We start from the raw sequence: 25,162 nt of genomic DNA on the forward strand, positions 1-25,162 counted from the left end.
TAGGTTTGTGAAACAGTAATCTAGCTAAGATGCATTTCGGGACTTAATAGTAAAATAAAAGAATGATATTGTATTGCAATTAAAAAATCTCTATGTTATTATTAGTTTAATAGCATAGAGATTTTTTATAAGTATATAATAATTGTTTATTTTAAGAGGAGGTATTTGTATGAAATTCAAGAAGACTTCGCTAGTAATGACAACGGTTATGGCAGTAAATATTATGAGCCCTATCCTTGCTTATGCTGAACACTTAGATTTCAATAGTATTAGCTCAAGTGACAAGGACTTAAAAGAAACACTAATTAATTGTATTGAAAACAGCCCTGAAATTAGATACGGCAAATTGGCTAGAAAGGGTATAAGGTTGGATGATAAGGACCTAGTAAGGGAAATTATAGGTCTTTTGAGGGATTCCAAGATGAAGGAAGTGCCTAAGGGACAGGAGTACAAGGGATACCCTCACTATATTTCTGGCAAGGACTTTAGTGTTGGTTTCTACTCAGATACTAAGAATAATATTTACAATGGGTGCTTGTATCTTAGAAGCAAGGATTCTTACTCAACTAGGGTATTTAGAACAGACAAGAATATACAAGACAAAATCATCAATTTATGCAAAAACTCAATGAAGGTAACTGAAGAGGGTTATGTTGGTGGCTTGCATTACAATGATAGTAAGGCTAGTATGAAAGTGAACTCTTCTATATCTATATGTGATGCAGGATTTGCAAGGTCTAAGGATGTTGTTTTGGCAAGTGCTGATTCTGTAGCCGATTCTCTTTCATCTGCAGGACTTGCTGGTTACCTTGACGCTCCTATACTGCTTTCAGAGAGAGAAGAATTAAACGAGAACCTTCTCAATAAATTATACGATCTTAAGGCCGAGAATATTCATATAACATCAGGTTCCAAAATGATAAGCGACAAGGTTATAAATAAGCTAAAAGAAAAAGGTTTTAATATAATAGATTATTCTGGAAGGTCTAGGTATGATACATCATTGAATATAGCCAAGAAAATAGGAGCAAATATATATTCAATTGCCAACGGAGAATATTTCTTTGATGTTCCAAGTATAGCCACATATGCATACAGTACAAAGACACCGATCTTATTGACACCAAAAGACAAGTTAAGACCTGATTCTTTGGAACTTCTTAAAAAGAATGCAAAACCGGATAGACTAAAAACAGGAAACGGAATATCTACAAGAGCTATTTTAGTAGGTGGTAGATCAACACTATCAGACAATATTTATAGGGAGCTTGTAAAGAATGGTATAGAGGCCAATAGATTGAGTGGGTATAATAGGTTAGAAACATCATCAGTGATAATAGACAAATTATTCTCAAATAGAACAGGCTATACATACATTAATTGCGACAAACCTATGGCTGGTATATTGGCGTCTTCTATTGCAGCTAAAAACAACAAGCCAGTTAAACTTGAATTAGATTCATTTATTGAAGACAATTTCGCCAAATATTCTAAAGAGAATAGCGATAACTATATAATTAGATAGTTTTCATGAAAAAAAATACAAAGAATTCAAATAAGATATTGACAATACTAAAAAAATGACCTATTATAATTACATAGTTAATCTGATGAAGAGAATTAGTAACTCAATGGTACTATTAATAGAGAGCTGACTGTGGTGGAATGTCGGTAGTAGGAGTTGGGCGAATGGGTCTTGGAGGAGTGGATCGAAATAATAGTAGACTTCACCGTGGGCTGCACGTTATAGCGGATAGGGAATGATTGTTCCTGATAATGAGATATGTATAGGTTTGTAATTGTATTTGACAGCAACAGACTGGTACATAATTTAGGTGGCAACGCGAATTTATGCTTCGCCCTATATCAAGGGCGGAGTTTTTTTTATTTTGATTAACTATAAATATTTTCTAGAGGTGATAGTATGTTGTGAAATTTAGATAGTAGTATGGGAAAATTTATAGTAGTTATGTCTAGTCTGAGATAAAGACTCAGAAAAATTTAGAAATAATATGGTAATATATATTTTATAATGATATTATTAAATAGTAGCTTAGTAAATGGAGGTTATATAAATGAAAAGAAGAACGATAGACACAAAGAAGATGATTTTAAATGCAATATTGCTAGGTATTGGTTTTATTTTGCACCAGGTATTGCCGGCCTTGGCTGCAGGTATCACACCAGATATGACCCTAGTGATGTTGTTTTGTATAATGGTAATAAATAGAGAAAACTATAAGACTTGCCTAGTATCAGGCATTATAACAGCTATATTTTCAGCCCTAGCGACAAAGTTTCCTATGGGTCAGATACCAAACTTTGTTGATAAGGTGGTAACTATGCATGTTATGTACTTATTTATGAAGTCACTTTATATGTTGCCAGTTATGAATAGAATCGGTAAAAAGGCAGACCAGATAGCAGTAGTGAGCATGACAGCTATAGGTACCTTGGTAAGTGGAGTTGTATTTTTAACTGTTGCATACCTAATGGCAGGTCTACCAGGAGGATTTGGAGTTCTGTTTGTATCAGTTGTCCTACCAACCCTAGTATTCAATATGGTAGCTTGTCTGGTACTATACAATGTTCTTAGCCTTTCTTTAAAGAGGAGTAGCTACCAACTTAACTAAATATAATATTAAAGGACTCCATTTGGAGTCCTTTTTAATTACATATTATTCTAATATTATATTCTTTTATGCTATTTTTATGCTATTTTTAATAAGCTAGCTTTATTTTATATTTATGATATTTCACCTACTTACCTTTATCCTACTCCATTAAAAAGCTGCTCTCAAACCTATGTGATAGGGGTTCTAACTTCCTATTTATGATATCCTTGGATACTGTGCCAAAGATTATAAATATGATGGCGAACACAACTAGTCCTGCGCAGTCTCGGTATAGGTTTGGTGGGTAAACTCCTCCTATAGCCTCTCTACAAGCGTTTATACCATATGTGAAAGGTATAAATGAATTGATAGTCTTAAAGAAGGTTGGAGTCATCTGTATAGGGAATGTACCGCCAGACCCACCTATTTGTATTACAAGTAGGAACATAGATAGGGCCTTACCTACTGTCTTAAATACGGATACTAGGGTGTATATCAAGCAACAAAAGCATACGCTACACAACATAAGTATGGATATAAATAGGAAGGGATCTGCTGCAGTAACACCAAGTAAAACTAAGTCACCTATTGATATTATCAGCGACTGAATAATAGATAATATTAAAAATAGGGTAAGTCTACCATAGTATTTTTCAAGAGGCTTGTATTTGTCTCCCGGATCAGTAGATATAAGGGTACAAAGGATAAGGGCACCTACCCAGGTTGCTAGAACACTGTAAAATGGAGCCATGGCTGACCCGTAGTTTGCCATCTTGTACAACTTTACTTCCTTTATTTCAACTGGTTTTTTAATAAAATCAGCCCTGTCTAGGATATTGGTTTTTATGACATCATTTATTGTTTTTAGGTCCTTGTTGTTTTCAAGCTTGTCAATCATCTCTAGAGAATCTTTTATTTGACTTCTAAGGAGGTCTATAGAGATTTGAGATGTTCCCAGTGTTGAATCAATATTCTTGTTCATTGAATCCAAGTTATTGATAAAGTTACTAGTTGCTGGGTAGATTCCTTCTGTAGACCTTATAATTGAATCTAGGTCTCTTTGAATATCTGACCTACTTGACTTGGCCTTGTTTAGGGGACCTGTAATTAGGTCATCATAATCAAGTATAATATTATTTGTCTTATCGTTTAAATCACTAGTTATAGACGCAACTTGGTCTATTAGATCAGAGTTTATTTGGTTGCTCCTAGATATCAAATCTATAATGTTGCTTAGCTTTTGACTGGCATTATTTAAGTCAGAGTAGTGGTTATTTAACCTAGCTATTGCTGCATTTAAAATATTCGTATTTCCTGTTGAAAATATATTCATTAGGTCAATAACATTAGACAACCTTGATGATGCCTGGTCTATGTTTGATTTTATTTTACTCACTTGCCTAATAGCTTCCTGGCTGCTTGAGCTTGAAAGGCTTCCAAGACTTTGAGCCAAAGAACTTGACGTATTTATAAGTCTAGATATGCTCTTCAGGCTAGTCTTGACCTGAGGACCTACAGAGTTGATATCTGAGTTGGCCTGGTTAAGACTTGACTGGATATCTGAACTTAGTCTTCTAGAATTATCTAGACTAGTTTTTATACTTACAAGGGTATTGTTGGATGAGGATAGTAGTTTTTTCATGTCCTCATTTGATGACTTGGCATTTTTTGTTACCTTTTCTAGGTTTACAAGCTGTTTGTCTAGGTTTTTGAGGCTGGTCTTCATTGTATCAAGCTTGGGGTTGATGTCACCTATCATGGATGAGGTGCCACCTATTGCCGCAAGCGAAGACTTGCTTATAGTACCTATTAGAATCTCACTGATCTTAGCCTGAATCTTGTTGGCTCCTTGGTCAGTTATCTTTTCAGCTATTGCATTTGTCTTTTCGTTGGTTGTATATTCTATGCTGGCTTTTTTAACATCTTTTCTTGTTATCGATGTTAGATTCTTGGTAAAGTCTTTTGGTATTTTTATTATTGCATAGTATTTACCGGTCTTGATTCCCTTTTGGGCATCTTTGTCTGAGACGAAATTCCAGTCCAAGTTCTTGTTGTTTTTCAAGTTTTCTACTAGCTTGTCACCAAAATGTAGGTCTTGGTCCTTAAATTGATATCCCTTGTCATCGTTAACAACGGCTACTGAAAGGTTCTTAGTGTTGCCGTATGGATCCCAGAATGCCTCTATATTAAACCAGGCGTAAAGGGATGGTATAATTGTAAGACCAACTACTATTATGGTCACTATTCTGTTTCTTTTGATTTCTTTTATATCATTATAGAAAATTTCTCTTACAACTCCTATACTTGGAAGCTTGGATATAATGTGTTTTTCAAAGAATTTAGTGTTTTTTTTCATTTTATCACCTGCTTAATCATCACTCATACTAATTTTGAATAAATTCGTGTTCTTTACAAATAGATTATAATACAATTTATCTGCTTTGTAAATAACCTAATTATTTTGTTGGTCTTTAGTTTAAAAAGTTTATTTAATTTGACTAAACATATCTTATATGTAATAATTAGATTATGATTTACATATTTATATGCTAAAATATAATTATATTTAATGAAAGAGGTATAAAAATGCTTGAAGTAATGGGTCTTAAAAAGACATTTATAAAGAACGAGCAATATATAAATGATAAAGGAAAGAAGAAAAATAAGCAGGTTGAGTTCAATGCTGTAGATGGAATATCTTTTAGTGCAAGTGACGGAGAGATACTGGGTATACTGGGTCCAAATGGAGCAGGTAAGACAACACTCTTGAGGATGATAGGTGGTATACTAACACCTGATGATGGAAAAGTAATATTTGATTCGGAGGATTCTGCAAAGGACCTAAACAGGTTTAAGAAGAATATAGGCTACCTATCAGGCAATACCAAGCTATACAAAAAGCTTACTCCTAGGGAAATAATGTCTACATTTGCCAGTCTAAATGGCATGACCAAGGAAGAAATAAGTAAATCAATAGAAAATATTGTAGACCTTATGAAGATGGGAGACTTCATTGACAATAGGATTGAAAACCTATCTACCGGACAAACTCAGAGGGCTTCAATAGCTAGGTGTCTTATACATTCGCCAAAGTTGTATATTTTTGATGAGCCTACACTGGGCCTAGATGTCATCTCGAGTAAGGGCATAATAGACTTTATGAAAAATGAGAAGGCTAGTGGCAAGATTGTCCTTTATTCAACTCACTATATGGAAGAGGCTGAGTCTCTTTGCGACAAGATTGTTTTCCTATATAAGGGAAAGATTATAGCTAGTGGAAGTCCCAAGCAAATCATGGAGGACTCTTCAACTGACAATTTGAGGGATGCCTTTATAAAGCTTGCAGATATAGGAGGGGAAAATGAGATTTAATATTATAAAAGAGATATTTAAGAAAGAAATTTTGGAGTTGGTGAGAGACAAGAAAAACCTATTCATGATGTTTATCTTACCCATACTTATGTACCCTCTGCTGACAGTTGGTATATCACAGGTTATGATGGCTAGTATAGACGATATGGGAAAGCAGGAGATAAGACTCTTGATTGACGAAAGTGTAGACAAGGACCTGTACACTTACATAGAAAAAAGCAAGGATAGAAACAAGACAAGGTCCCAAGGCCAGATCAGTATCTACAAGAAGAGTACAGATGAAAAGTATATAAAAGAAAGTATAAAAAAGGAAGACTACGATATAGCCATAAAAAGAGAAGAAAACAATACTTATAAGGTATTTGTAGATACAAGGTCAGACAAGTCTAGTCTCTTAAAAGAAAGAGTTAATAAAATTCTTGATGACTACAAGGACACGAGAGTCAAGGCTAGTATAAAATCAGCTGGATTAGATCCTCAAAATACACTAAATCCAATATCTTATACAAATGAATCGGTGGCTGAATCACAAGAAGAAGCAAGCGGACTAATAGGAAGGATTATTCCTTTTATGCTCATAATGGGAATACTATCGGGTGCAGTATATCCAGCAGCTGATATGATAGCTGGAGAAAAAGAAAGAGGAACTTTGGAGACACTACTTACCATGCCGATTAAAAATATAGAGCTAATAGCGGGCAAGTACCTATCAGTAGCCTTTACTGCTATAATGTCTGCCCTGATGAACCTAGTATCTATGGGTCTAACAAGCTATTACTTCTATATGACTGCCAGCAAGATGATGGACGGTATGCAGATGAAATTTGATATATACAAGATGATAGTGCCGATAATTATAACACTGGTATCATTACTTATGTTCACGCTTGTTATATCAGCGATTAGTATGTGTGTGTGCTCATTTGCCAAAAACTACAAACAGGCCCAGGCTTATCTAACACCTCTTATGCTTGTGACTATGATACCAGCCTATGCAAGTATGATACCTATGCTAAAGCTAGACTCAACTACAGCCCTAATACCGGTTGTAAATGTCGTGATGCTCCTAAAGGCTGTCTTCTTTATGGAGGTTAACACTAGACTAGCGGGATTTGTATTGCTATCAAATGTTGCCTATATAGCCATGGCCCTAGCAATACTTTCCAAGATATTCAAGTCTGAGAATATACTTTTCGGAAGCGGCGAGGGTATATCTATTTTAAATGCAAGACGAAATATCAAGCCAAAGTCTATGCCTAGTATAAATGATGGCATATTGATTTTTGCCCTTGAGTTTGTATATTTACTTACTCTAGGTTCCTATATACAGGTGAGCTATGGAACGGTGGGCATACTACTTAGTCAGGTCATGATGCTGGGCATAGTAGTCCTATATTCATGGTATATAAGAGTGGACTTTAAAAAGGTCTATAGTCTTAACAAGATTGGACCTAAAAAAGCCCTGTATGGTGTCTTGATTTGGTTTGTCGCCTTTATTGCTATGGGGGCACTTTCTTTACTAATAATGAAACTTTCACCAAGTGCAAAAGAAATCGGTGAACAGTTGAATAAAGTTATATTTGGTGATAATATGGTCTTAAATATAATTGCAATAGCAGTAGCTCCAGCCATATGTGAAGAAGCAATTTTTAGAGGTTTTATTTTGTCTGCATTTTCCAATAAAAAATCAATAGACAAAAAGTACTCAGATGATCCTAGCCTAAGAGAGAGCAAGACATCTATTATGGAAAGAGAAAGTAGCTTTGGGCTGTATAGGCTCTTAGATGGCGATAAGGCAGCTATAATCTTCTCTGGCCTGTTATTTGGTATATTACACGTATACTGGTTCAAGATACCTACTACGGCCATACTAGGTATGTTTTTGGCTATTGGTGTCAAGAAGACAAACAGTATCGGAGCATCTGTTATAGGACATTTTTTAAATAACTTGCTAGCCCTTATAGTGACTAGTATAGGACTAGGAATCATGTGGTAAGGGACTTGGCATATATATTTTTATAGGAGGAAACTATGTATAATTTTAATCTACAGATACCCACAAAAATACATTTTGGTAAAGGAATGGTTGTAAATCTAGGTAAGGATATACTTGAATACAGTGACAAGGTATTGTTGGTCTACGGTGGTGGGTCAATTAAGAAGAACGGCATATACAAGGATGTAACTGATGAATTGATAAAAAATAAGATAGAATGGGTTGAGCTAGCTGATGTTGATCCAAACCCAAGAATAGAATCAGTAAGAGAGGGGATAAAACTCTGCAGACAGCACGACCTAGGTGGAGTACTAGCAGTCGGAGGCGGTTCATCAATCGACTGTGCCAAGGTCATAGCTGCAGGTGTCAAGTATGACAAGGATCCATGGGATTTGGTTGTAGACAAGAAACTTATGAAGGATGCCCTACCAATATTTTCAGTCCTAACTTTGGCGGCGACTGGTTCTGAAATGGACCCCAATGCAGTAATATCTGATATGGCAACAAACCAAAAGTTAGGAACAGGTGCAGCATGTACAGTACCTAAGGTATCAATCTTGGATCCTGAGTATACGTATTCAGTTCCAGTCAAGCACACAGCAGCAGGGGTAGCGGATATTATGAGTCATACATTTGAAAACTACTTTAATACCAATGATGCATATATGCAGGCTAGGATGGCAGAGGCTATACTTAAAACTTGTATTCATTATGGCCCTATAGCCCTAGCTCAACCAGAAAACTACGATGCAAGAGCCAATCTTATGTGGGCATCTACTTGGGCTATCAATGGACTACTTGCCCAGGGTGCGAGCCATGCATGGTCAGTCCATCCAATGGAGCATGAACTGTCAGCCTTTTATGATGTGACTCATGGAGAGGGCCTTGCAGTCCTAACACCAGCTTGGATGAGGTATGTGTTAAACGAGGACAACATAGATAGGTTTGTAGAGTATGGCGTAAATGTATGGGGCATAGACAAAAACCTAGACAAGCTTCAAATAGCTAATATGGCAATAGACCTTACTGAAGACTTCTTTGCAAATAAAATGAATATACCTATGAGTCTTAGCAAGCTAGGTATAGGTAGGGAAAATTTTGAGAAGATGTCTGTCAAAGCTATGAAGGGTAAGGACTCTATAAAGGGAATGGTGGAACTAAGACCGGAAGATGTAGTGAAAATATATGAGATGTGTCTATAGGATTTTGTATTAAATTAAAGTAAAGAATTGCAAAGCGATCATAAAAAGGCTGTTTACATAAATGTAAATGGCCTTTTTAGCTAGTAAATATAGGTAAAAAGAGTGTATTGACTAGTAGTATAATATTATATCTATTATTTTCCAAAAACACCTTGACATAATTCTCTTTAAACTGTATTATTGTATTAAAGAGTTAGTACAATAATACAGTAATACAAAAGTAAATTTAAAGGAGGAAGGACATGGCATACGTTTTTGATAATAACGTGCCCTTGTACCTACAGGTTATAGATATAATTAAAAAGAAAATTATATCTGGTGATTACCAGCCTGGTGACCAGCTAGAGTCAGTTAGGTACTTGGCAGGGGAGTTTGAAATCAACCCCAACACTATCCAAAGAGCACTTTCAGAATTAGAAAACCAGAGACTCCTGTTCTCTCAAAGGACCAGGGGAAGATACGTAACAGAGGATACAAATCTAATTAAAGAGGAGAGGTTCAAGATGAGTCAGGTATTGATAGAGGAGTCGATAAAGGCATTGTATGATCTAGGATTTACCAATGAGGATATACTAGATGCTTACAAAAAAGTTTTGTTCAAGGAGGGTAAAGATGTCAATTAATAGAGTAGAAGTTATGAGTGAAAATACAGTTCTGTCTGTAGACCAGGTTAGAAAATCATACGGTAAAAAGAGTGTATTAAAGGGGATGACATTTGAAATAGAAAAGGGCAAGATTGTCGGTTTCCTAGGGCCAAATGGATGTGGTAAAACTACACTAGTAAAATTAATAAACGGTCTTATACCAATAACATCAGGTGAAATAAGGGTATGTGGCTACGACATTGGTAAAGAAACAAAGGCCAGGATATCATACTTACCTGAGAGAACCTACCTTAATAATTGGATGAAGGTAAAGGATATATTAGAGTTTTTTGATGATGTATACGAAGACTTTGACAAGGACAAGGCAGAGCAGATGCTCTTTGATATGAATATCAAGTTAGGTGACAAACTAAAGACTATGTCAAAGGGTACAAAAGAAAAGGTCCAGCTAGTTCTTGTGATGTCAAGGGATGCAGACCTATATATCTTGGATGAACCGATAGCAGGAGTAGACCCAGCTGCGAGGAGCTATATCATGAAGACTATACTTACAAACCTACCAGAGGAATCAAGTCTCTTGATAGTTACCCACTTGATTAGCGATATTGAAACTATATGTGATGAGATAATATTTGTAAATGAGGGTAGGGTGCTTATGCATGAGGAGACAGAGTACCTTAGGGAGAAATACAATAAATCTATAGACGCTATTTTTAGGGAGGAATTCAGATGTTAGGTAAATTGATGAAATATGAGATGAAATCTATTTATAAGTACTTTTTAACTTTGTACGCAATAATTATTATAGGGGCTATAATGTCTCTTACAACTGCACGTACTCAAGTAGCAATACTTGAAAAAATAGGTATAGGATCTTTTGTAGCTTGTTTTGTAGCTTGTATAGCCTTGGGTGTTGTCCAGTTTATATTTACTATCACTAGGTTTAATACATCATTGCTTGGAGATGAAGGTTATCTTATGTTTACAATACCTACATCAACTCATACAGTTATTTGGTCAAAGGCTCTTGTCCTATTGATATTTAATATACTATCAACTATTGTAGTTGCTGGTGCTTTTGTAATGATCTTCCTTGTTAGTACCACAGTTTCTGCTAACAAGATAGATCCAAAGGGAATAGAATTTATACATAATGTATTTAAGTATCCTGGTGTATACCTTGGAATAATAGTGACTATAGTGTCAGTGCTTGTATCCATAATTGACATGATTTTCCTAATATACGCATCATTGTCATTTGGTCAGCTACCAGGCTTAAAGAAGCATAAAAATATATTCGCTTTTGCATTTTTTATAGTATTCAATACGGCATCTACATACCTTTACACTGTGATTAGTAAAGACAGTACACAAGCCTTGATAGACAAATTTGAAACAGCATCAGCACAAAACATTGATGCATCTGCCACTACTGCACAGATGGGAGAAAGAGTGGGGCTAGTAGTAGATTTTATAAGTAAGTTACAGGTAGGATTTATAGTATCTACTGTGATAGAAATAGCAGTATTATATGCTATAACATACTATATACTCAACAGAAAGCTAAACTTAGACTAGTTTGTGGGGGAGTCAATCCTTTACAAAAACTAAAAAACTTTACTAATACTTAAATATTTTCGTGAAATAGCTTGATTTTATGTGTATCTTGTTATATACTAGTAATTGTAAATTAATAGAAGGTAGAGGCGCGGGTCTTAAGAGTAACTGGAGCAAGGGTTAAAGCATCCCCAGTGAAAGGATTATCCGCCGAAGCGTAAGATTTGCTTTAGGGTCTTATTGCTGGGTGTACATATAATATGTGTGCAACTGTCACGGGAAACTGTGTTGAGCTATCATTTGAGTATGTATTTATAATGCCTCGGATTAGCTCCGAGGTATTTTTATATGCTCATGATATTAGGCCCTCTGTTTATGAGAGCCACCATGGCTTTTTATTAATTACCATTAATTAAAAGAATATAAGGAGGTTCTAAATGAACAGGAGAAGTTTTAAGGTCTTCATGACCACAATCGCAATTTTATTTATGACAATAGCACCCGCTTTTGCAGCAGACATCGATTCTATAGCAAAGGCAAATGCAGGTAAATTAGGTATAATAACTATAATACCGCCACTACTAGCCATAGTGCTTGCATTCATTACAAAGAATGTTGTTATATCCCTATTTTTAGGTGTATTATCCGGATCTTTTATCCTACAGATGGTAAAGGGAGAAAGCATAATAGCTGCTATACCACTATCTTTTCTAGATTTCATATCTAGGGCACTTGCATCACTTGCTGACCCGTGGAATGCTGGTATCATCATGCAGGTTATGTGTATAGGTGGTGTAATCAACCTAGTAGGTAAGATGGGTGGAGCAAAGGCCATAGCTGAAGCCCTTGCTGATAAGGCAAAGTCTACTAGGGGAGCCCAGTTGATATCTTTACTACTTGGTATATTTGTATTCTTTGATGACTATGCCAACTCACTAATAGTAGGACCTATAATGAGGCCGGTATTTGACAAGATGAACATATCAAGACAGAAGCTGGCATTCGTTATAGATGCTACTGCAGCACCAATAGCTGGTCTTGCAATCATATCAACTTGGATAGGACTTGAAGTTGGTCTAATCCACGATGCATTCAAATCAATAAATGTTAATGTTGATGCATTTGGAGTATTCCTTAGTACAATACCATTTAGACTATATAATATATTAATTCTAGTATTCATAGTCCTAAGTGCTGTCATGGTAAGGGAATTCGGACCTATGAGAAAGGCTGAATATATAGCAAAGAGAAGTCTTGTAAAGACCGATGACCTAGACCAGGGTGTTGAAGAATTAGACGATATGGCACCAAAGGAAGGTATAGAATTAAATGTATGGAATGCAATTATACCTATTGGTTTATTGATAGTATCATCTCTAGTAGCCTTCTACTATAGTGGTTATTCTGCTATCATGGCAGGTGAGGATAAGGAACTTATCAAGAGTGTATCTGAGAGCATGTTCTCTTTCTCATCTATCAAGGACTGTTATTCAGCATCTGACGCATCAGTTGCACTATTCCAGTCAGCCCTATTCTCATCGATAGTTGCTATGATAATGGCAAAGATAAAGAAGATATACACATTATCAGAATCAATCGAAGTATGGATAGATGGTATGAAGACTCTTATGATCACAGGTGTTATCCTAGTGCTTGCATGGTCACTATCTTCAGTAATCAAGGAAGTTGGTACTGCTAAGTTTATGATTAACTACCTATCAGGTACTTTACCACCATTCTTACTACCAAGTATAATATTTGGATTAGGTGCTGTGATATCATTCTCAACAGGTACAGCATATGGTACTATGGGTATATTGATGCCTCTTGCTATACCACTAGCTCACTCAATCAATCCAGATATGGCATATGTAATAGTATCTACTTCAGCAGTTCTTACAGGAGCAATATTTGGTGACCACTGTTCACCAATATCAGATACAACTATCCTTTCATCAATGGGAGCTGGTTGTAACCATATAGACCACGTTAAGACTCAGATGCCTTACTCAATTTTCACTGCAGTAGTGACAGTTGTAGCTGGTTATATACCTGCAGGTATGGGAGTTCCAGCCTATATTGTATTACCAGTAGCTATAGTAATTATGGCGCTTGGTATTAGGTTTGTAGGTAAGAGAACTGACATAGACGATAAGGAATTTGAAGCTAAGCTGGCTAAGGAAGGATATAACTTCTAATATTTAAATATAATTCGATATATTTTTAGACACTCATGATATTTTAATCTTGGGTGTCTTTTTTTATAAATTGTGATTAATACATTAATTAAAGGGTATATACATAATAAGAAAAATTATTAATTGGATTTAAATTATAGTTTTTAGTTCTCTTAATAAGTAAGGAGGAATCACATGATTTGGTCAATAATAGTAGGAGCAATCATCGGTGCAATAGCAGGTGCAATAACTAAGGAAGGTAAGTCTATGGGATTTATAGCTAATATAATAGCTGGTCTTGTAGGTTCTTCAGTAGGTCAGTCAGTATTTGGACACTGGGGTCCTAGTCTTGCAGGTATGGCATTGGTACCATCTATATTGGGTGCAGTAATTGTCGTAGCTGTAGTATCATTCTTTATGAAAAGATTATAGAAGTATTTAATGCCAATGACTTCTATAAATAAGGGCATGTTAAGTAACATAGAACAATTAGATATAATAAAAGCCTTCCAAGTGCATAAGCATAAGGAAGGCTTTTATTATATAACCCTGAAAACTCCGCTCACAAGACCTAATATAGATACTTGGCTAGTATCGAATATCATAGGTTGGTAGTCAGGATTTTCTGGCTTTAGTATTATTTTATTGTCTCTTCTTTCTAATGTTTTCACTGTAGATGTATCACCATCTATAAGAGCTGCGACCATTTTTCCATTTGACGGATTCTTGTTTGATGGGTCTATTATTATATAATCTCCATCCAAAATACCTGCATTTAGCATGCTGTCACCCTTTACTTTTAGCATAAATGAGCTACCATTCTTGACATATGATGATGGAAGTGCTATATACTCTTCAATATTTTCTTCTGCTAGGATAGGGCTACCAGCAGCTATTTGCCCTACAAGTGGCAGTCTTAGAACCTCATCATTGTAGTTTAAGGAAGAAGATTCCGTATCCCTATCTAATATTTCTATTGCCCTAGGTTTAGTAGGGTCCTTTCTAATATAGTTGTGCATTTCCAGTCTCTTTATAATGGCAAATACTGTAGATGTAGACTTGATATCTAATTTTTTACAGATTTCCCTTACAGATGGTGGGTAGCCATACCTTGATGAATGGTCTTTCAAATAGGCTAGAACATCTATATCTTTTTGTTTTAATTCTTCGTACATATATTAACCTCCATAAGCATATAAAAAAATTATAACATATTGAGAACATGTGTTCAAGTAAATAGGAGAAACTTATAACTTTTTTCCTAGCACCTTATCTTCATCAAGCCAATCAAAGTTTTCGACAACATCTCTTTTAAGATTTTTTCTGTGGGCAGCATACAACTGGGTAGTGGTTACATTGTCATGGTCCATAAGGTTTTGTACATCGTATATGGAAAAACCAGTCTCAATAAGGGATGTGGCTGCTGTTGCCCTAAGTTTATGGGGGCTATATCCCTTGGATCTTGATGTATTCATGCCTATGGCTGTGTATTTCTTAACTAAGTCTCTTATAGATCTTGCAGTCATTCGTTTCTTTTGAAGAGACAAGAATAGGGCATCTTGGTATTCTTCACTTATTCCATCATCACTGGGCCTTTCATTTTCTATATAGTCTTTTACAACTGTTTCACAGGCCTTGTTAATTGGCATTAGAACTTCCTTGCCACGTTTTCTATAGATCATAAATTCACCCCTTGAAAAATTAAATGAAGATATATTTAGTTCTCTTAGCTCGTTTAACCTCAACCCATAAGTGATAAATAGGACTAGGATAGCCCTGTCTCTTTTTTTAGTTTTTAACCAATAGTATTTTTCCTTGTCAGTTAGGCCATTTCCTGTTTCTACAGCTTCCAGCATTATTGCAACCTCATCTATTTCTAGTCTTTTGATTGCATCTGGCTGTGGCTTTGGTAACTTGATAGGGTTAAAACCAGAAGTTATATCAGTATCCAGTTGCTCATTTCTGAACAGAAATTTGAACATTGTAGATAGGGAAGACTTCTTTCTAGCAAGAGACTTGTTGTTATTTTCGTATAAGATCCTGTCATTGTTGACATTTTTGTAGTACCTATTACAGTAGTCACCTATAAAGAGGTTGATGTCACGAGCACCGATTTCTTTAAAATCATCTATAGATATATCCGATACAGACTTGGCAGATGTATATAGGTCAGTGTCTATAAGATAATCTAGGAAAAACTTTATGTCCATTAGGTAGGCACGTCTTGTAGTAACAGATACGGCCCCCCTAAGATAAACAAAGTAGTCCCTTAAGAAAGAGGGGAGTTGGGATTCTAGTTTTTTGCATTCATCTATTATATTGTTATCTCTTATTACTATATTGTCTGGTTTAGAAGACTTATTATTAATTCTAGTAGCCATAGTACTCCTTTCTATTAAAACAACTATTCCTTAAATCTTTATTACTCTATACTAACTTATTTGTGAGAATTATTCAAGTATTATTTATAATTAAGACTAGTATTAATTTTGACTTGTGGTATACTATTAATAATATATTTAAGGGGGGATTATATGTATAGATTTGAAAATGACTATTCACAGGGATGTATACCAGAGATACTAGAGATATTTACAAGGACTAATATGGAACAGACATCTGGCTATAGGTTGGATCCATATTGTAAGGCAGCCAGTGAAAAAATAGCAAGAGCATGTGGTAAGGATGATCTTGATGTACATTTTTTAGTTGGAGGTACTCAGGCCAATTTTACAGTCCTAGATTCAATACTTAGACCTCACCAGGGTGTTGTTGCAGCTCAGTTGGGCCATGTCAACGTACATGAAGCTGGAGCAGTTGAGGGCGTAGGTCACAAGGTATTGGCCATATCCAATGGTGACATCAAGAAAGATGACGAGTCTAAGATATATCCAGATATACTAGATGATTATTTGACTAAGTTTTTTGCTAAAGGTGACTGGCATATGGTACAGCCAGGAGCCGTATACATCAGCCATCCTACAGAAAGAGGTGTCCTATACACTAGGGAAGAATTAATTGCTATCAAGTCTATATGTGAAAGGCACAATTTACCTCTTTATTTAGACGGTGCTAGATTATCATATGCACTTGCATCAGAAAATAACGATATCAGTCTAGAAGACCTAGCAAAATATACGGATATATTCTATATAGGAGGAACTAAGTGTGGTGCCATGTTCGGTGAAGCTGTTTGTTTCACTAATTCAAAGTACAATCTAGACTTTAACTGTATCACAAAGCATAATGGAGGAGTACTTGCAAAGGGTAGACTCCTTGGTATTCAATTTGATTACTTATTTACAGACAACAATTATATAGAAAAATCAAGAAATGCAGTAAAATACGCAATCATGATAAAAAACGCCCTAGAAAATAGGGGTATAGGATTTATAGCTGAGTCATTTACCAACCAGCAGTTCCCAATACTTAGCAAAGGTCAGAAAAAAATTCTAGATGATAATAATATCAGTTATAATATTGAGGCCAATATTGACGAAGATAAAGATTGTATCAGGTTTTGTACTAGCTGGGCAACTGGCAAAGATGAGGTAGACTATCTATTAGGTGTAATATCCAAGTTATAATTTAAAGTAGAATAACTATTGGGTGGACTATCCAAATTATAATTTTAAATATGCTATCTATTGGGTGGACTATCCAATTTATAACTTAAAATATACTATAAAAATAGAGAAGATGGATTGTAAAAAAGAGTGATTATTGACTAATCACTCTTTTAATGCTTTTTAATATTTAATTCTTATGTCTATCTAATTCTTGGCAAAGAATCCAACTGCTATGGCCCCAACACCTGCATGAGTACCTACAGTAGACCCAATAATAGTAAGACCAATTTCTTCAATTGGCTTTTGGAATAACTCTTCATATGCATTTGAATTGTTGTATACTATAGATTCATCATCACCAGAATATGCCATATATATAGGCATAGAAAAGTCAATTTCACCGTATTTCTTTGCTAGTTCTACATGAGTGTGGCAAGATTTTTTAGTGCCTCTTCCTTTACCTGCAATTACAATTTTACCTTCCTCAAGTGCTAAAATTGGCTTTACAGAGAGGAAAGAACCTGCCATAGTTTCTAGCCTTGATAAACGACCACCCTTGTAAAGGGAATCTAGGCTATTCACCAAAAACAATAGTTTTATTTGCTTTTTCTTTTCATTTAGTATGTCTACTATCTCAGCAGCCTCTAAACCTTGCTTGATAAGGTCTAGTGCGTGCATTATAAGAATTCTCTCACCAACGCTAACATTCATACTGTCTACAACAAATACCTTGTCATCAGGATAGTTAGATGCAGCTATCTGTGCACTAGAACAAGTTCCTGAAAGTGTAGATGCCAATGTAATAATAATTGCAGTGTCGCCCTTAGATACAACATCACTAATCACCTGGTCATATTCATAAGGAGTGACTTGGCTAGTCTTAGGTAGCTGGTCATGCGCCTTAAGCTGTCTATAAAATTCCGTTTTAGAAATCGTCTTTCCATCTTTATAATCCATATCGTCAAAAGAAATCAATAGCGGCATTAGCTCAAGGCCAAGTTCATTAGCTTCATCAGGTGAAATATCGGATGCAGAATCTATTATTAATTTGATGCTCATATCGTACCTCCATATTTTCATTATTAATATTATATCACGAATTATCTATATACGCCATATAATAGTAAAATGAATCATTAGTATAATAATAAGCTAGCAACTATTCCCTAAATATACATTTAAAGAATAGTTATCTTTTGCGGTCCAGATACTCTCCTGTACATACTTATTAATTTGATAAGTAAAAGCTATATCAAATCTATCCATAAAAACAGAAATGTATGTAGCAATTTATATGCCCCGTTTTTAATATAGATGCAGCTATCTGTGCACTAGAACAAGTTCCTGAAAGTCAAGAAAATTAGATCATATGTAAAATCAGGAGCCACTGTTTAAAGTAGTGACTCCTTTTTTTAATCTCATTATTTAATTTGCGAATAGTAATTCTAGTAAAAATGATATGGTCATTGTAATAATGGCAAATATCAAGCCCACAGTCAAAAATCCAAATATACATACAAGAATCTTTAATATAAATACCTGGCTAACCTTTCCTATTAGTATAGATACAAAGTTTAAAATAAAAATAAATACAAAAAAAGCAAAAAATCCAGTGCTGCTATTCTGTAAGTCCTCCTTGCTAAGATCCATATGGCTACTGGTAGAAAACATTATATATATAAAGATAATATACATTATAAAGTTATCTTGCTTAAGCGGACTAAGATTTGATAGTATCGTCAATATAATATCTACATATACGTTTACTGAATCTAGTGGGGACTGTATATGTGACATACATACCATATATCTATTAAAGGAAGACATTATATTGTAGAAAGGTCCTGGTAGCAATATTGCCATAGATAATATTAAAAACCCTGTTCCAAATATAATCGGTGCAATCCCTATAAAAAAGTTCCCTATATTTTGGTATAGGCTACGTCGGTCGCAAGAATGGTTGACATAGCCCATAATTCCATCATATCTAGATTTCATAGGTCTAAATAGTGAAAATTCATCTACCCTATGTCTGAAAATAATACAGAATACCATATGACTAAATTCATGCACTACAGTGCCAATCATGCCGGTTATAACCAGACCTTTTCTGCCAAAAACCCTATATATACTTGAGGAGTTTTTCTTTTCTATTATGCTGAAAAAGAGTCCAAATATAAGAAGTGAAAATATAAAGGCTAGGCTGTATATAAGACTAGACTTTAGTGTATTTAAGATAAGGTTCATAAGTTACCTACTTTCTAAACTCTGCCTCTAACCTGTAGATAGGCATCCCCAAGCCCATAAACTTGTCCTCATATTCTGTAGTTACATTTCCTTCAAAATCACTCTTTGCAAGATCCAAGGATATATTAGACAACCTCAAATCTTTTGACGAAAATTCATTTAGGCTAAACTCAAACAAGTCTCTATTGTCTGTCTTAAAGTGTATCTGTCCATTGTTTAACTTCTTGTCATACAGATCAATAAATAGCGAACTTGTAAGCCTTCTTTTTGCATTTCTCTTTTTTGGCCATGGATCACAGAAATTGATATATACCCTATCTAGTTCCTTATCTTCAAAGTATAGGTCGAATAACTCTACCCCACCCCACAAGAATAGGATATTGTCTAGCTTTAGTTTGTCTGCTTTTTCTACAGCCCTAAGTAAGACTTCTTCCTTTATTTCAAGGGCTATATAGTTGATATCTGGATTTAATTTAGCTAGGCTAGTGATAAACTGTCCCCTACCAGTACCTACTTCGATATGGATTGGATTGTCGTTCTCGAATACTTGAGACCACTTGCCCCTGTAATTTTCTATTATATTCTTATACACTTCATTCTTTATAAATACCCTATTGTCAAAAGGATTTAGGTATTGGTCCTCATCTTTACTTTCAATAAATACCTGCTCAACCATACCATTTATTATATAATCCTTATAGGATAGTAATTTTTTATCAGCGTCTTTTCTACGTCTTCTTCTCATAATAACTCCTTGCAATATAAATTTTTCTCTAAACATTAGTTATATTATAACATAGATATGTCATCTAATCTATTTTAGCAAATAAAAAAGCTGAGGACAAAAAGCCCTCAACTTGATTAAATTCTTACTTATTAGTGGCATCCACCTGAACAACCTGAGCATCCACTTTCCATATCTTTTAGCTTTTCAGGTATAACTCTGAATCCACCGCCGATATCCTGGATTAGCATGTCTCCAAACTGATCATATTCCTGAGCATCCATTACAAACTCTAATTCTTCAACCATGCAAGCTACGTCACTTGGCTTCTTGTCATCTAGTGCTAGACCAAATGATGGACCTGAACAAGCTGCTCCTGCAAAATACATTCTTATTGATGTTGGCTTTTCTGCCTGTTCTTCTAATATTTCTCTTAGTACGTCTAAAGCTGTCTGTGCTGCTTCTACTTTCATGTCTATTCATCCTTTCAAATTGTTTTTATTATAAAACCATATACTCCAATGAGATTAACTAGTCTTAAAGTAAGAAATAATATACTCTCTAAACTAGTAATCAGAATACATCTGGTCTATTAGATAGTAATTTACTACATTTATATTATACCATAGAAACTAATTTAGTAAACAATTTCTTATATCTCGATATTAAAAAATATTAATTATCTACTGATATATATTATTGATTATCTAACTTAACAGGTCTAGATTTTTCTATGGATTTTACAACATCTAGGACCCTCTGGTTTTCTGAACCCCTGTACTTTAGTTTTATATTTCTCTTAGACAACTCAAATCTTCCATCTACTAGGACATCAGCATATTTTAGGAGTTCCATCTTCTTTTCATTTCCTATAATATCTTCAAATACATCGCCAGTCCACATCCATATATCCTTGTCTGGACATTCTTCTTTTGCTCTTTTTAAAAGATTTAGTAGGCTATCATCCATTGTCTGTTGTAGGGGTTCACCACCAAGTAGGTTTATACCGACTACGACAGGATTTTTAAGATAGCCTATAAACATATCCTCAGTATCCTTGGTCCAATCATCCCCATTATTAAAGTCCTGTAGGTCTTCGTTAAAGCAACCTTCACATTTATGTGTACATCCCGATACAAAAAGAGTCACCCTGACACCAGGACCATTTGATACATCTAGTTTTCTAATAGTTGTATACTTCATTTAAAACCTCCCCAAAAAACAAATGGCAATATGATATCATATTGCCATTTTAATATTTCAACCGCTGCTATATTATTTTATTTAGTATCTAAAATACATATATTAATTTCATATTATATATATATGAATGGTAAACAAAAACAATATATTATGAGTATCTATTCAATATGAATCTATAAGTGTAATACTCTCTCACTTATTTCTTGTGTACGTCCCTTGTTCCAGAAGTTAGTACCAATATAACCACAAGTACGTCTCATAACTTGCATTTCATCCCTATCCCTGTTTCCACAAGAAGGACAATACCAGTTAAGGTCTTTATCTATCTGTATTTCACCAGTGTAGCCACATTTGTAGCATACGTCTGGCTTAGTATTTATCTCAGCATACTGTATGTTGTGGTAGATAAAGTTAATAACCTGCTCCACCGCTTCAATATTTTTAGTCATGTCTGGAACTTCTATGTAGGATATACATCCTCCTGTAGATATACCGTGGAACTGTGATTCAAATTTTAGTTTAGTAAAGGCATCTATCTCCTCGCATACATTGACATGGTATGAATTTGTATAGTATAACTTATCAGTTACGCCTTCTATTTCACCAAACCTAGCCCTATCTATCCTACAGAACCTATAAACAAGTGACTCTGCTGGAGTTCCATACAAGCTAAATCCAAGCCCTGTTTCATCTCTCCAACGGTCACATGAATCCTTTAGGTGGTGCATTACATCAAGCGCAAATTTTTCACCTTCAGGACTTGTATGGCTTACACCTAACATTGCATATACCATTTCGTATATACCAACGTATCCAAGAGAAAGTGTTGAGTAACCACCTTCAAGTAGTGAATCAATCTTTTCTCCCTTCTTAAGTCTAGCTATAGCACCGTGCTGCCAATGTATTGGAGATACATCAGATAGGGTGCCCTTAAGCATCTTATGTCTACATAATAGAGCATCCTTGCATAGGTCCAATCTCTGGTCTAGTATATTCCAGAACTGTCCCATCTTACCCTTTGACAGGATAGCTATCTGAGGTAGGTTTAGGGATACTACACCTTGATTAAATCTTCCATACCACTTGTAGTTTCCATCCTTGTCAATCCATGGAGACAAGTGCGACCTACAACCCATTGGTGGGAAGGCACAACCAGCATAGTTTTCCTTCATGATTTTAGCACTCTGGTAGTCAGGCACTAGTCTCTTGGCAGTACACTCAGCTGCTAGGCGTGTTATATAGTCATATTTACCACCTTCAAGGCAGTTAGATTCATCTAGTAAGTATACTAGCTTAGGGAAGGCCTCACCTATGTTTTGTCCCTTATAGTTTTTCATACCTTCAAGTCTCTGCTTAATCATTTCCTCACAGATTAGGGCCATCTCTTCTTCGTATTCATTTCCTTCTTCTACTTCTAGGTAGATCGTAGCAAATGGCGCCTGACCATTAGTAGTCATAAGAGTAGATAGCTGGTACCTGATAGTCTGCACACCATCTTTTAGGTCTTTTCTCATCATATCATCAGCTATTTCGTCAGCTAGTTTTTCATCATTGTATTTTTCAAGGTATAGATTGTAAAACTTGTCCCTAGTCCTTCTTAGGTATGGAGCTAGGTGCTTGATACTTATAGACTGTCCACCATACTGGTTACTAGCTACCTGAGCCATGATCTGTGTAGTTACTGTACACGCTGTAGAGAAAGACTTAGGAGACTCAACCATTTTTTCGTTGATTACTGTACCATTATCTAGCATATCCTGTATGTTTACAAGACAGCAGTTGAATATTGGCTGAAGAGTATAGTCCATATCATGCCAATGTATGGCTCCTTCATCATGTGCCTGTACTATATGTGGTGGTATTAGTTTTCTTCTAGCTATGTCCTTAGATACCTCGCCCGCTATAAGGTCTCTCTGAGTAGAGCATATGATGGCATTCTTATTTGAGTTCTCCATCATGACATCCTCATTAGACTTCTTCATAAGGTTAAGTATAGAATCGTCTGTAGTATTTACTTGTCTTTTGAACTGTTGAACTGCCCTATATCCTTCGTAGGCCCTCGCTGTTTCACTGTGATTATAATGGATTAATCTATCATACACATAACCCTCAATTTTATAAATAGTAGGTTCTTCGTCTAGGCTTAAAAAATAGTTTTCACAGTCTCTAGCAACTGCCTCTGCTATGTCTGGGTGATACAATCCACTACCATTTTTCATAGCTTTTTCAACCGCTATCCTTATTTTAGATCTATCAAAATCTACCTTACTACCATCTCTTTTCATTACAAGCATTAATACTCACTCACTTTCCATAATATTTATATCACTTGCATTTAAAACCATATAGCTCTTATAAATGAATTAATAAATAATTGCTGTTTTGCTATATAGAGTATTAAAAACAAGTTTACCATCAAAAAAATAACTTAAAAACTCTACATATAAATTTGTACCCATACCTAGCTGTTTTAATACATACTGCCAAGTTATATTTTCTTGGGGCAATATATCGTTAAAAACAAGAGGCAACACAATATATAGATTTAAAGTCTGCCTAATCTACAATATATTGTACCTTACCCTTAATAAGTATACGTTATTTCACAGGATAAAACAAGTGATTTTTTTCTTCAAAAAGACTTGAAAAAAAATAAAACTTAATTATATAATGTGTAATCTGGTATCAATATAATCATAATATAGGTTAATAAAGTTTCATATACATATGCTACTAAGCTTTTTAAAATGAAGTGGTGAAAAAATATTTGTATATTAGGAGATATCAGCTATATCAACTATATATCGAAATTTAAATACTTGGTTATAAGAATTAGATACAAGATATAGTTGCGTGTCCTGATTTAAAGATCTAGCCACTAGTCCGACTTGCAGATTATATTGTTTAATAGTAAGGGTGTGATAATTGTGATTACAAGGTTAGTATGGTATAATCAATTTAAAATAATATTGAATGGTATTAGGAGGATTATTATGGAGATTTTAGAAAATGAAAAGCAGATATACGATAAGTTAGATTCACTAGGTATTGATTACTCAGTTATAGAGCATGAACCTGTATATACAGCAGCAGACCTTGAATCAATAAAAGACAGGGCTCATGGAGTTCATTGTAAGAACCTATTTTTTAGAAATGCTAAGGGTGACAAATATTATTTGATAAGCTGCACAGATAATGCACAGGTCGATGTAAAGGGGCTTAAGGAAAAGATAGGTTCTACTAGACTATCTTTTGCATCAGCTGAAAGACTGGAGAAGGTCCTAAATCTTCTTCCTGGTTCTGTAAATCCTTTTTCACTTATAAATGACAGGGAGAAGGTGGTTAACTTCTTTATAGAGAAAAAGCTAGTTGGTGAAGACCAGTTAAACTTTCATCCAAATGTAAACCATAAGACAGTGACTATATCATATGCTGGACTTGAAAAATACCTGTCTGACTTGGGTGTTATAATAAATAAAGTTGAACTTTAATAAGCATATATTTTTATAGTAGATAGGCATATGTGGTATATAATGTATTTTAAAAAGAGAGAGACCTTAGTGATGTGTACCCATAAAACTGGACACATTAATATTTAGTTTACATTCATGGATGCTAACCTATACAAAGTAGGTGGCATCCATTTTGTTTTCTTCTGAATCCTTTCGTTGTTGTAGTAGTATATATATTCATCTATTGCTTTTGAAAACTCTTTAAATGTCTTAAAATCTCTCTCATATCCATAATACATCTCTGTTTTTAGTCTGCCAAAGAATGTTTCCATAATACAGTTATCGTAGCAGTTTCCTTTTTTTGACATTGACTGCGTTATTTGATGCTTTTCTAGTTCTTTAATGTAGTAGCTGTTTTGATATTGCCATCCTTGGTCTGAGTG

At 34.9% G+C, this 25,162-nt stretch carries 22 protein-coding genes, 1 riboswitch and 1 other annotated feature; of the genes, 12 read left to right on the plus strand and 10 right to left on the minus strand.

Translation table 11 applies throughout. The features are described 5' to 3' along the window. Positions 1 to 169 precede the first annotated feature (169 nt). Both F823_RS0104740 and F823_RS0104745 read left to right on the plus strand, forming a co-directional pair. Positions 170 to 1,525: a cell wall-binding repeat-containing protein gene (locus F823_RS0104740; protein WP_002846427.1), complete on the plus strand. Its 1,356-nt coding sequence runs from the start codon at positions 170 to 172 to the stop codon at positions 1,523 to 1,525. Positions 1,526 to 1,601: 76 nt separating this feature from the next. Then, positions 1,602 to 1,867: a binding site (T-box leader), on the plus strand. A 208-nt stretch (positions 1,868 to 2,075) separates the two neighbouring features. Next, a complete protein-coding gene (locus F823_RS0104745; protein ID WP_002846428.1) occupies positions 2,076 to 2,633 on the plus strand; it encodes a tryptophan transporter in 558 nt (185 codons plus the stop codon). Between the two features lie 142 nt (positions 2,634 to 2,775). On the opposite strand, the gene F823_RS0104750 is transcribed toward F823_RS0104745, so the two are convergent. Then, a complete protein-coding gene (locus F823_RS0104750; protein WP_002846429.1) occupies positions 2,776 to 4,971 on the minus strand; it encodes a YhgE/Pip domain-containing protein in 2,196 nt (731 codons plus the stop codon). 230 nt (positions 4,972 to 5,201) lie between these two features. On the opposite strand from F823_RS0104750, the gene F823_RS0104755 reads away from it, so the two are divergent. The 8 genes from F823_RS0104755 (at position 5,202) to F823_RS0104790 (ending at position 13,956) form a co-directional block, all read left to right on the plus strand. Then, positions 5,202 to 5,987 (plus strand): ABC transporter ATP-binding protein, encoded by a 786-nt coding sequence (locus tag F823_RS0104755; protein WP_002844308.1) that lies wholly within the window; start codon positions 5,202 to 5,204, stop codon positions 5,985 to 5,987. Continuing rightward, positions 5,977 to 7,983, plus strand: coding sequence for an ABC transporter permease subunit/CPBP intramembrane protease (locus F823_RS0104760; RefSeq protein ID WP_002846430.1), 2,007 nt, complete (start codon positions 5,977 to 5,979; stop codon positions 7,981 to 7,983). The genes F823_RS0104755 and F823_RS0104760 overlap by 11 nt, the downstream gene beginning before the upstream one ends. A gap of 35 nt (positions 7,984 to 8,018) precedes the next feature. After that, a complete protein-coding gene (locus F823_RS0104765; protein ID WP_019595434.1) occupies positions 8,019 to 9,185 on the plus strand; it encodes an iron-containing alcohol dehydrogenase in 1,167 nt (388 codons plus the stop codon). A gap of 242 nt (positions 9,186 to 9,427) precedes the next feature. Continuing rightward, positions 9,428 to 9,808 (plus strand): GntR family transcriptional regulator, encoded by a 381-nt coding sequence (locus F823_RS0104770; RefSeq protein WP_002846432.1) that lies wholly within the window; start codon positions 9,428 to 9,430, stop codon positions 9,806 to 9,808. After that, positions 9,798 to 10,526 (plus strand): ABC transporter ATP-binding protein, encoded by a 729-nt coding sequence (locus F823_RS0104775; RefSeq protein ID WP_019595435.1) that lies wholly within the window; start codon positions 9,798 to 9,800, stop codon positions 10,524 to 10,526. Before F823_RS0104770 ends, F823_RS0104775 begins: the two co-directional genes overlap by 11 nt. Next, positions 10,520 to 11,368 carry a hypothetical protein gene (locus tag F823_RS0104780; protein WP_002844333.1) on the plus strand — a complete coding sequence of 283 codons (849 nt, stop codon included), beginning with the start codon at positions 10,520 to 10,522 and terminating at the stop codon, positions 11,366 to 11,368. Before F823_RS0104775 ends, F823_RS0104780 begins: the two co-directional genes overlap by 7 nt. Before the next feature lie 115 nt (positions 11,369 to 11,483). Further along, positions 11,484 to 11,651: riboswitch (Lysine riboswitch) on the plus strand. A 133-nt stretch (positions 11,652 to 11,784) separates the two neighbouring features. Further along, positions 11,785 to 13,545, plus strand: coding sequence for a Na+/H+ antiporter NhaC family protein (locus tag F823_RS0104785; RefSeq protein WP_019595436.1), 1,761 nt, complete (start codon positions 11,785 to 11,787; stop codon positions 13,543 to 13,545). Between the two features lie 174 nt (positions 13,546 to 13,719). Then, positions 13,720 to 13,956, plus strand: coding sequence for a GlsB/YeaQ/YmgE family stress response membrane protein (locus F823_RS0104790; RefSeq protein WP_002844343.1), 237 nt, complete (start codon positions 13,720 to 13,722; stop codon positions 13,954 to 13,956). 107 nt (positions 13,957 to 14,063) lie between these two features. Here the strand turns inward: F823_RS0104790 and lexA are convergent, their stop codons facing one another. Together lexA and F823_RS0104800 are read right to left on the minus strand one after the other, a co-directional pair. After that, positions 14,064 to 14,699 (minus strand): transcriptional repressor LexA, encoded by a 636-nt coding sequence (gene lexA / locus F823_RS0104795; RefSeq protein WP_002846437.1) that lies wholly within the window; start codon positions 14,697 to 14,699, stop codon positions 14,064 to 14,066. 72 nt (positions 14,700 to 14,771) lie between these two features. Further along, positions 14,772 to 15,905, minus strand: coding sequence for a tyrosine-type recombinase/integrase (locus tag F823_RS0104800; protein ID WP_019595437.1), 1,134 nt, complete (start codon positions 15,903 to 15,905; stop codon positions 14,772 to 14,774). Positions 15,906 to 16,058: 153 nt separating this feature from the next. On the opposite strand from F823_RS0104800, the gene F823_RS0104805 reads away from it, so the two are divergent. Next, positions 16,059 to 17,111, plus strand: coding sequence for a threonine aldolase family protein (locus tag F823_RS0104805; protein ID WP_002844358.1), 1,053 nt, complete (start codon positions 16,059 to 16,061; stop codon positions 17,109 to 17,111). 186 nt (positions 17,112 to 17,297) lie between these two features. Here the strand turns inward: F823_RS0104805 and F823_RS0104810 are convergent, their stop codons facing one another. The 6 genes from F823_RS0104810 to nrdD all read right to left on the minus strand — a co-directional run bounded on the left by F823_RS0104810 (position 17,298) and on the right by nrdD (position 23,561). After that, the gene (locus F823_RS0104810) at positions 17,298 to 18,152 is read right to left on the minus strand and encodes a DegV family protein (RefSeq protein ID WP_002844369.1); all 855 of its coding nucleotides are present in this window, start codon (positions 18,150 to 18,152) and stop codon (positions 17,298 to 17,300) included. Between the two features lie 366 nt (positions 18,153 to 18,518). Beyond that, complete coding sequence (locus tag F823_RS0104815; protein ID WP_019595438.1) at positions 18,519 to 19,340, minus strand: hypothetical protein; 822 nt, start codon at positions 19,338 to 19,340, stop codon at positions 18,519 to 18,521. Positions 19,341 to 19,347: 7 nt separating this feature from the next. Further along, on the minus strand, positions 19,348 to 20,085 hold the full coding sequence (gene trmB, locus F823_RS0104820; protein WP_019595439.1) for a tRNA (guanosine(46)-N7)-methyltransferase TrmB: 738 nt from the start codon (positions 20,083 to 20,085) through the stop codon (positions 19,348 to 19,350). A gap of 131 nt (positions 20,086 to 20,216) precedes the next feature. Then, complete coding sequence (locus F823_RS0104825) at positions 20,217 to 20,537, minus strand: iron-sulfur cluster assembly accessory protein (protein ID WP_002844304.1); 321 nt, start codon at positions 20,535 to 20,537, stop codon at positions 20,217 to 20,219. A gap of 223 nt (positions 20,538 to 20,760) precedes the next feature. After that, positions 20,761 to 21,267 carry an anaerobic ribonucleoside-triphosphate reductase activating protein gene (gene nrdG / locus F823_RS0104830; RefSeq protein WP_002846446.1) on the minus strand — a complete coding sequence of 169 codons (507 nt, stop codon included), beginning with the start codon at positions 21,265 to 21,267 and terminating at the stop codon, positions 20,761 to 20,763. Between the two features lie 173 nt (positions 21,268 to 21,440). Next, positions 21,441 to 23,561, minus strand: a complete 2,121-nt coding sequence (nrdD, locus tag F823_RS0104835) for an anaerobic ribonucleoside-triphosphate reductase (protein WP_002846447.1) — start codon at positions 23,559 to 23,561, stop codon at positions 21,441 to 21,443. Between the two features lie 699 nt (positions 23,562 to 24,260). On the opposite strand from nrdD, the gene F823_RS0104840 reads away from it, so the two are divergent. After that, positions 24,261 to 24,758, plus strand: a complete 498-nt coding sequence (locus tag F823_RS0104840; protein ID WP_002844310.1) for a prolyl-tRNA synthetase associated domain-containing protein — start codon at positions 24,261 to 24,263, stop codon at positions 24,756 to 24,758. A 104-nt stretch (positions 24,759 to 24,862) separates the two neighbouring features. Here the strand turns inward: F823_RS0104840 and F823_RS0104845 are convergent. Further along, positions 24,863 to 25,162: IS3 family transposase (locus tag F823_RS0104845; protein ID WP_019595440.1), on the minus strand; the 300-nt coding region annotated here is incomplete at its 5' end.

This window comes from Peptostreptococcus anaerobius VPI 4330 = DSM 2949 (assembly GCF_000381525.1).
Lineage (GTDB): Bacteria > Bacillota > Clostridia > Peptostreptococcales > Peptostreptococcaceae > Peptostreptococcus > Peptostreptococcus anaerobius.

Coding starts and splice junctions, on each gene's coding strand:
- F823_RS0104740 (WP_002846427.1), top strand. CDS start 170: ATGAAATTCAAGAAGACTTCGCTAGTAATGACAACGGTTATGGCAGTA.
- F823_RS0104745 (WP_002846428.1), top strand. CDS start 2,076: ATGAAAAGAAGAACGATAGACACAAAGAAGATGATTTTAAATGCAATA.
- F823_RS0104750 (WP_002846429.1), bottom strand. CDS start 4,971: ATGAAAAAAAACACTAAATTCTTTGAAAAACACATTATATCCAAGCTT.
- F823_RS0104755 (WP_002844308.1), top strand. CDS start 5,202: ATGCTTGAAGTAATGGGTCTTAAAAAGACATTTATAAAGAACGAGCAA.
- F823_RS0104760 (WP_002846430.1), top strand. CDS start 5,977: ATGAGATTTAATATTATAAAAGAGATATTTAAGAAAGAAATTTTGGAG.
- F823_RS0104765 (WP_019595434.1), top strand. CDS start 8,019: ATGTATAATTTTAATCTACAGATACCCACAAAAATACATTTTGGTAAA.
- F823_RS0104770 (WP_002846432.1), top strand. CDS start 9,428: ATGGCATACGTTTTTGATAATAACGTGCCCTTGTACCTACAGGTTATA.
- F823_RS0104775 (WP_019595435.1), top strand. CDS start 9,798: ATGTCAATTAATAGAGTAGAAGTTATGAGTGAAAATACAGTTCTGTCT.
- F823_RS0104780 (WP_002844333.1), top strand. CDS start 10,520: ATGTTAGGTAAATTGATGAAATATGAGATGAAATCTATTTATAAGTAC.
- F823_RS0104785 (WP_019595436.1), top strand. CDS start 11,785: ATGAACAGGAGAAGTTTTAAGGTCTTCATGACCACAATCGCAATTTTA.
- F823_RS0104790 (WP_002844343.1), top strand. CDS start 13,720: ATGATTTGGTCAATAATAGTAGGAGCAATCATCGGTGCAATAGCAGGT.
- lexA (WP_002846437.1), bottom strand. CDS start 14,699: ATGTACGAAGAATTAAAACAAAAAGATATAGATGTTCTAGCCTATTTG.
- F823_RS0104800 (WP_019595437.1), bottom strand. CDS start 15,905: ATGGCTACTAGAATTAATAATAAGTCTTCTAAACCAGACAATATAGTA.
- F823_RS0104805 (WP_002844358.1), top strand. CDS start 16,059: ATGTATAGATTTGAAAATGACTATTCACAGGGATGTATACCAGAGATA.
- F823_RS0104810 (WP_002844369.1), bottom strand. CDS start 18,152: ATGAGCATCAAATTAATAATAGATTCTGCATCCGATATTTCACCTGAT.
- F823_RS0104815 (WP_019595438.1), bottom strand. CDS start 19,340: ATGAACCTTATCTTAAATACACTAAAGTCTAGTCTTATATACAGCCTA.
- trmB (WP_019595439.1), bottom strand. CDS start 20,085: ATGAGAAGAAGACGTAGAAAAGACGCTGATAAAAAATTACTATCCTAT.
- F823_RS0104825 (WP_002844304.1), bottom strand. CDS start 20,537: ATGAAAGTAGAAGCAGCACAGACAGCTTTAGACGTACTAAGAGAAATA.
- nrdG (WP_002846446.1), bottom strand. CDS start 21,267: ATGAAGTATACAACTATTAGAAAACTAGATGTATCAAATGGTCCTGGT.
- nrdD (WP_002846447.1), bottom strand. CDS start 23,561: ATGCTTGTAATGAAAAGAGATGGTAGTAAGGTAGATTTTGATAGATCT.
- F823_RS0104840 (WP_002844310.1), top strand. CDS start 24,261: ATGGAGATTTTAGAAAATGAAAAGCAGATATACGATAAGTTAGATTCA.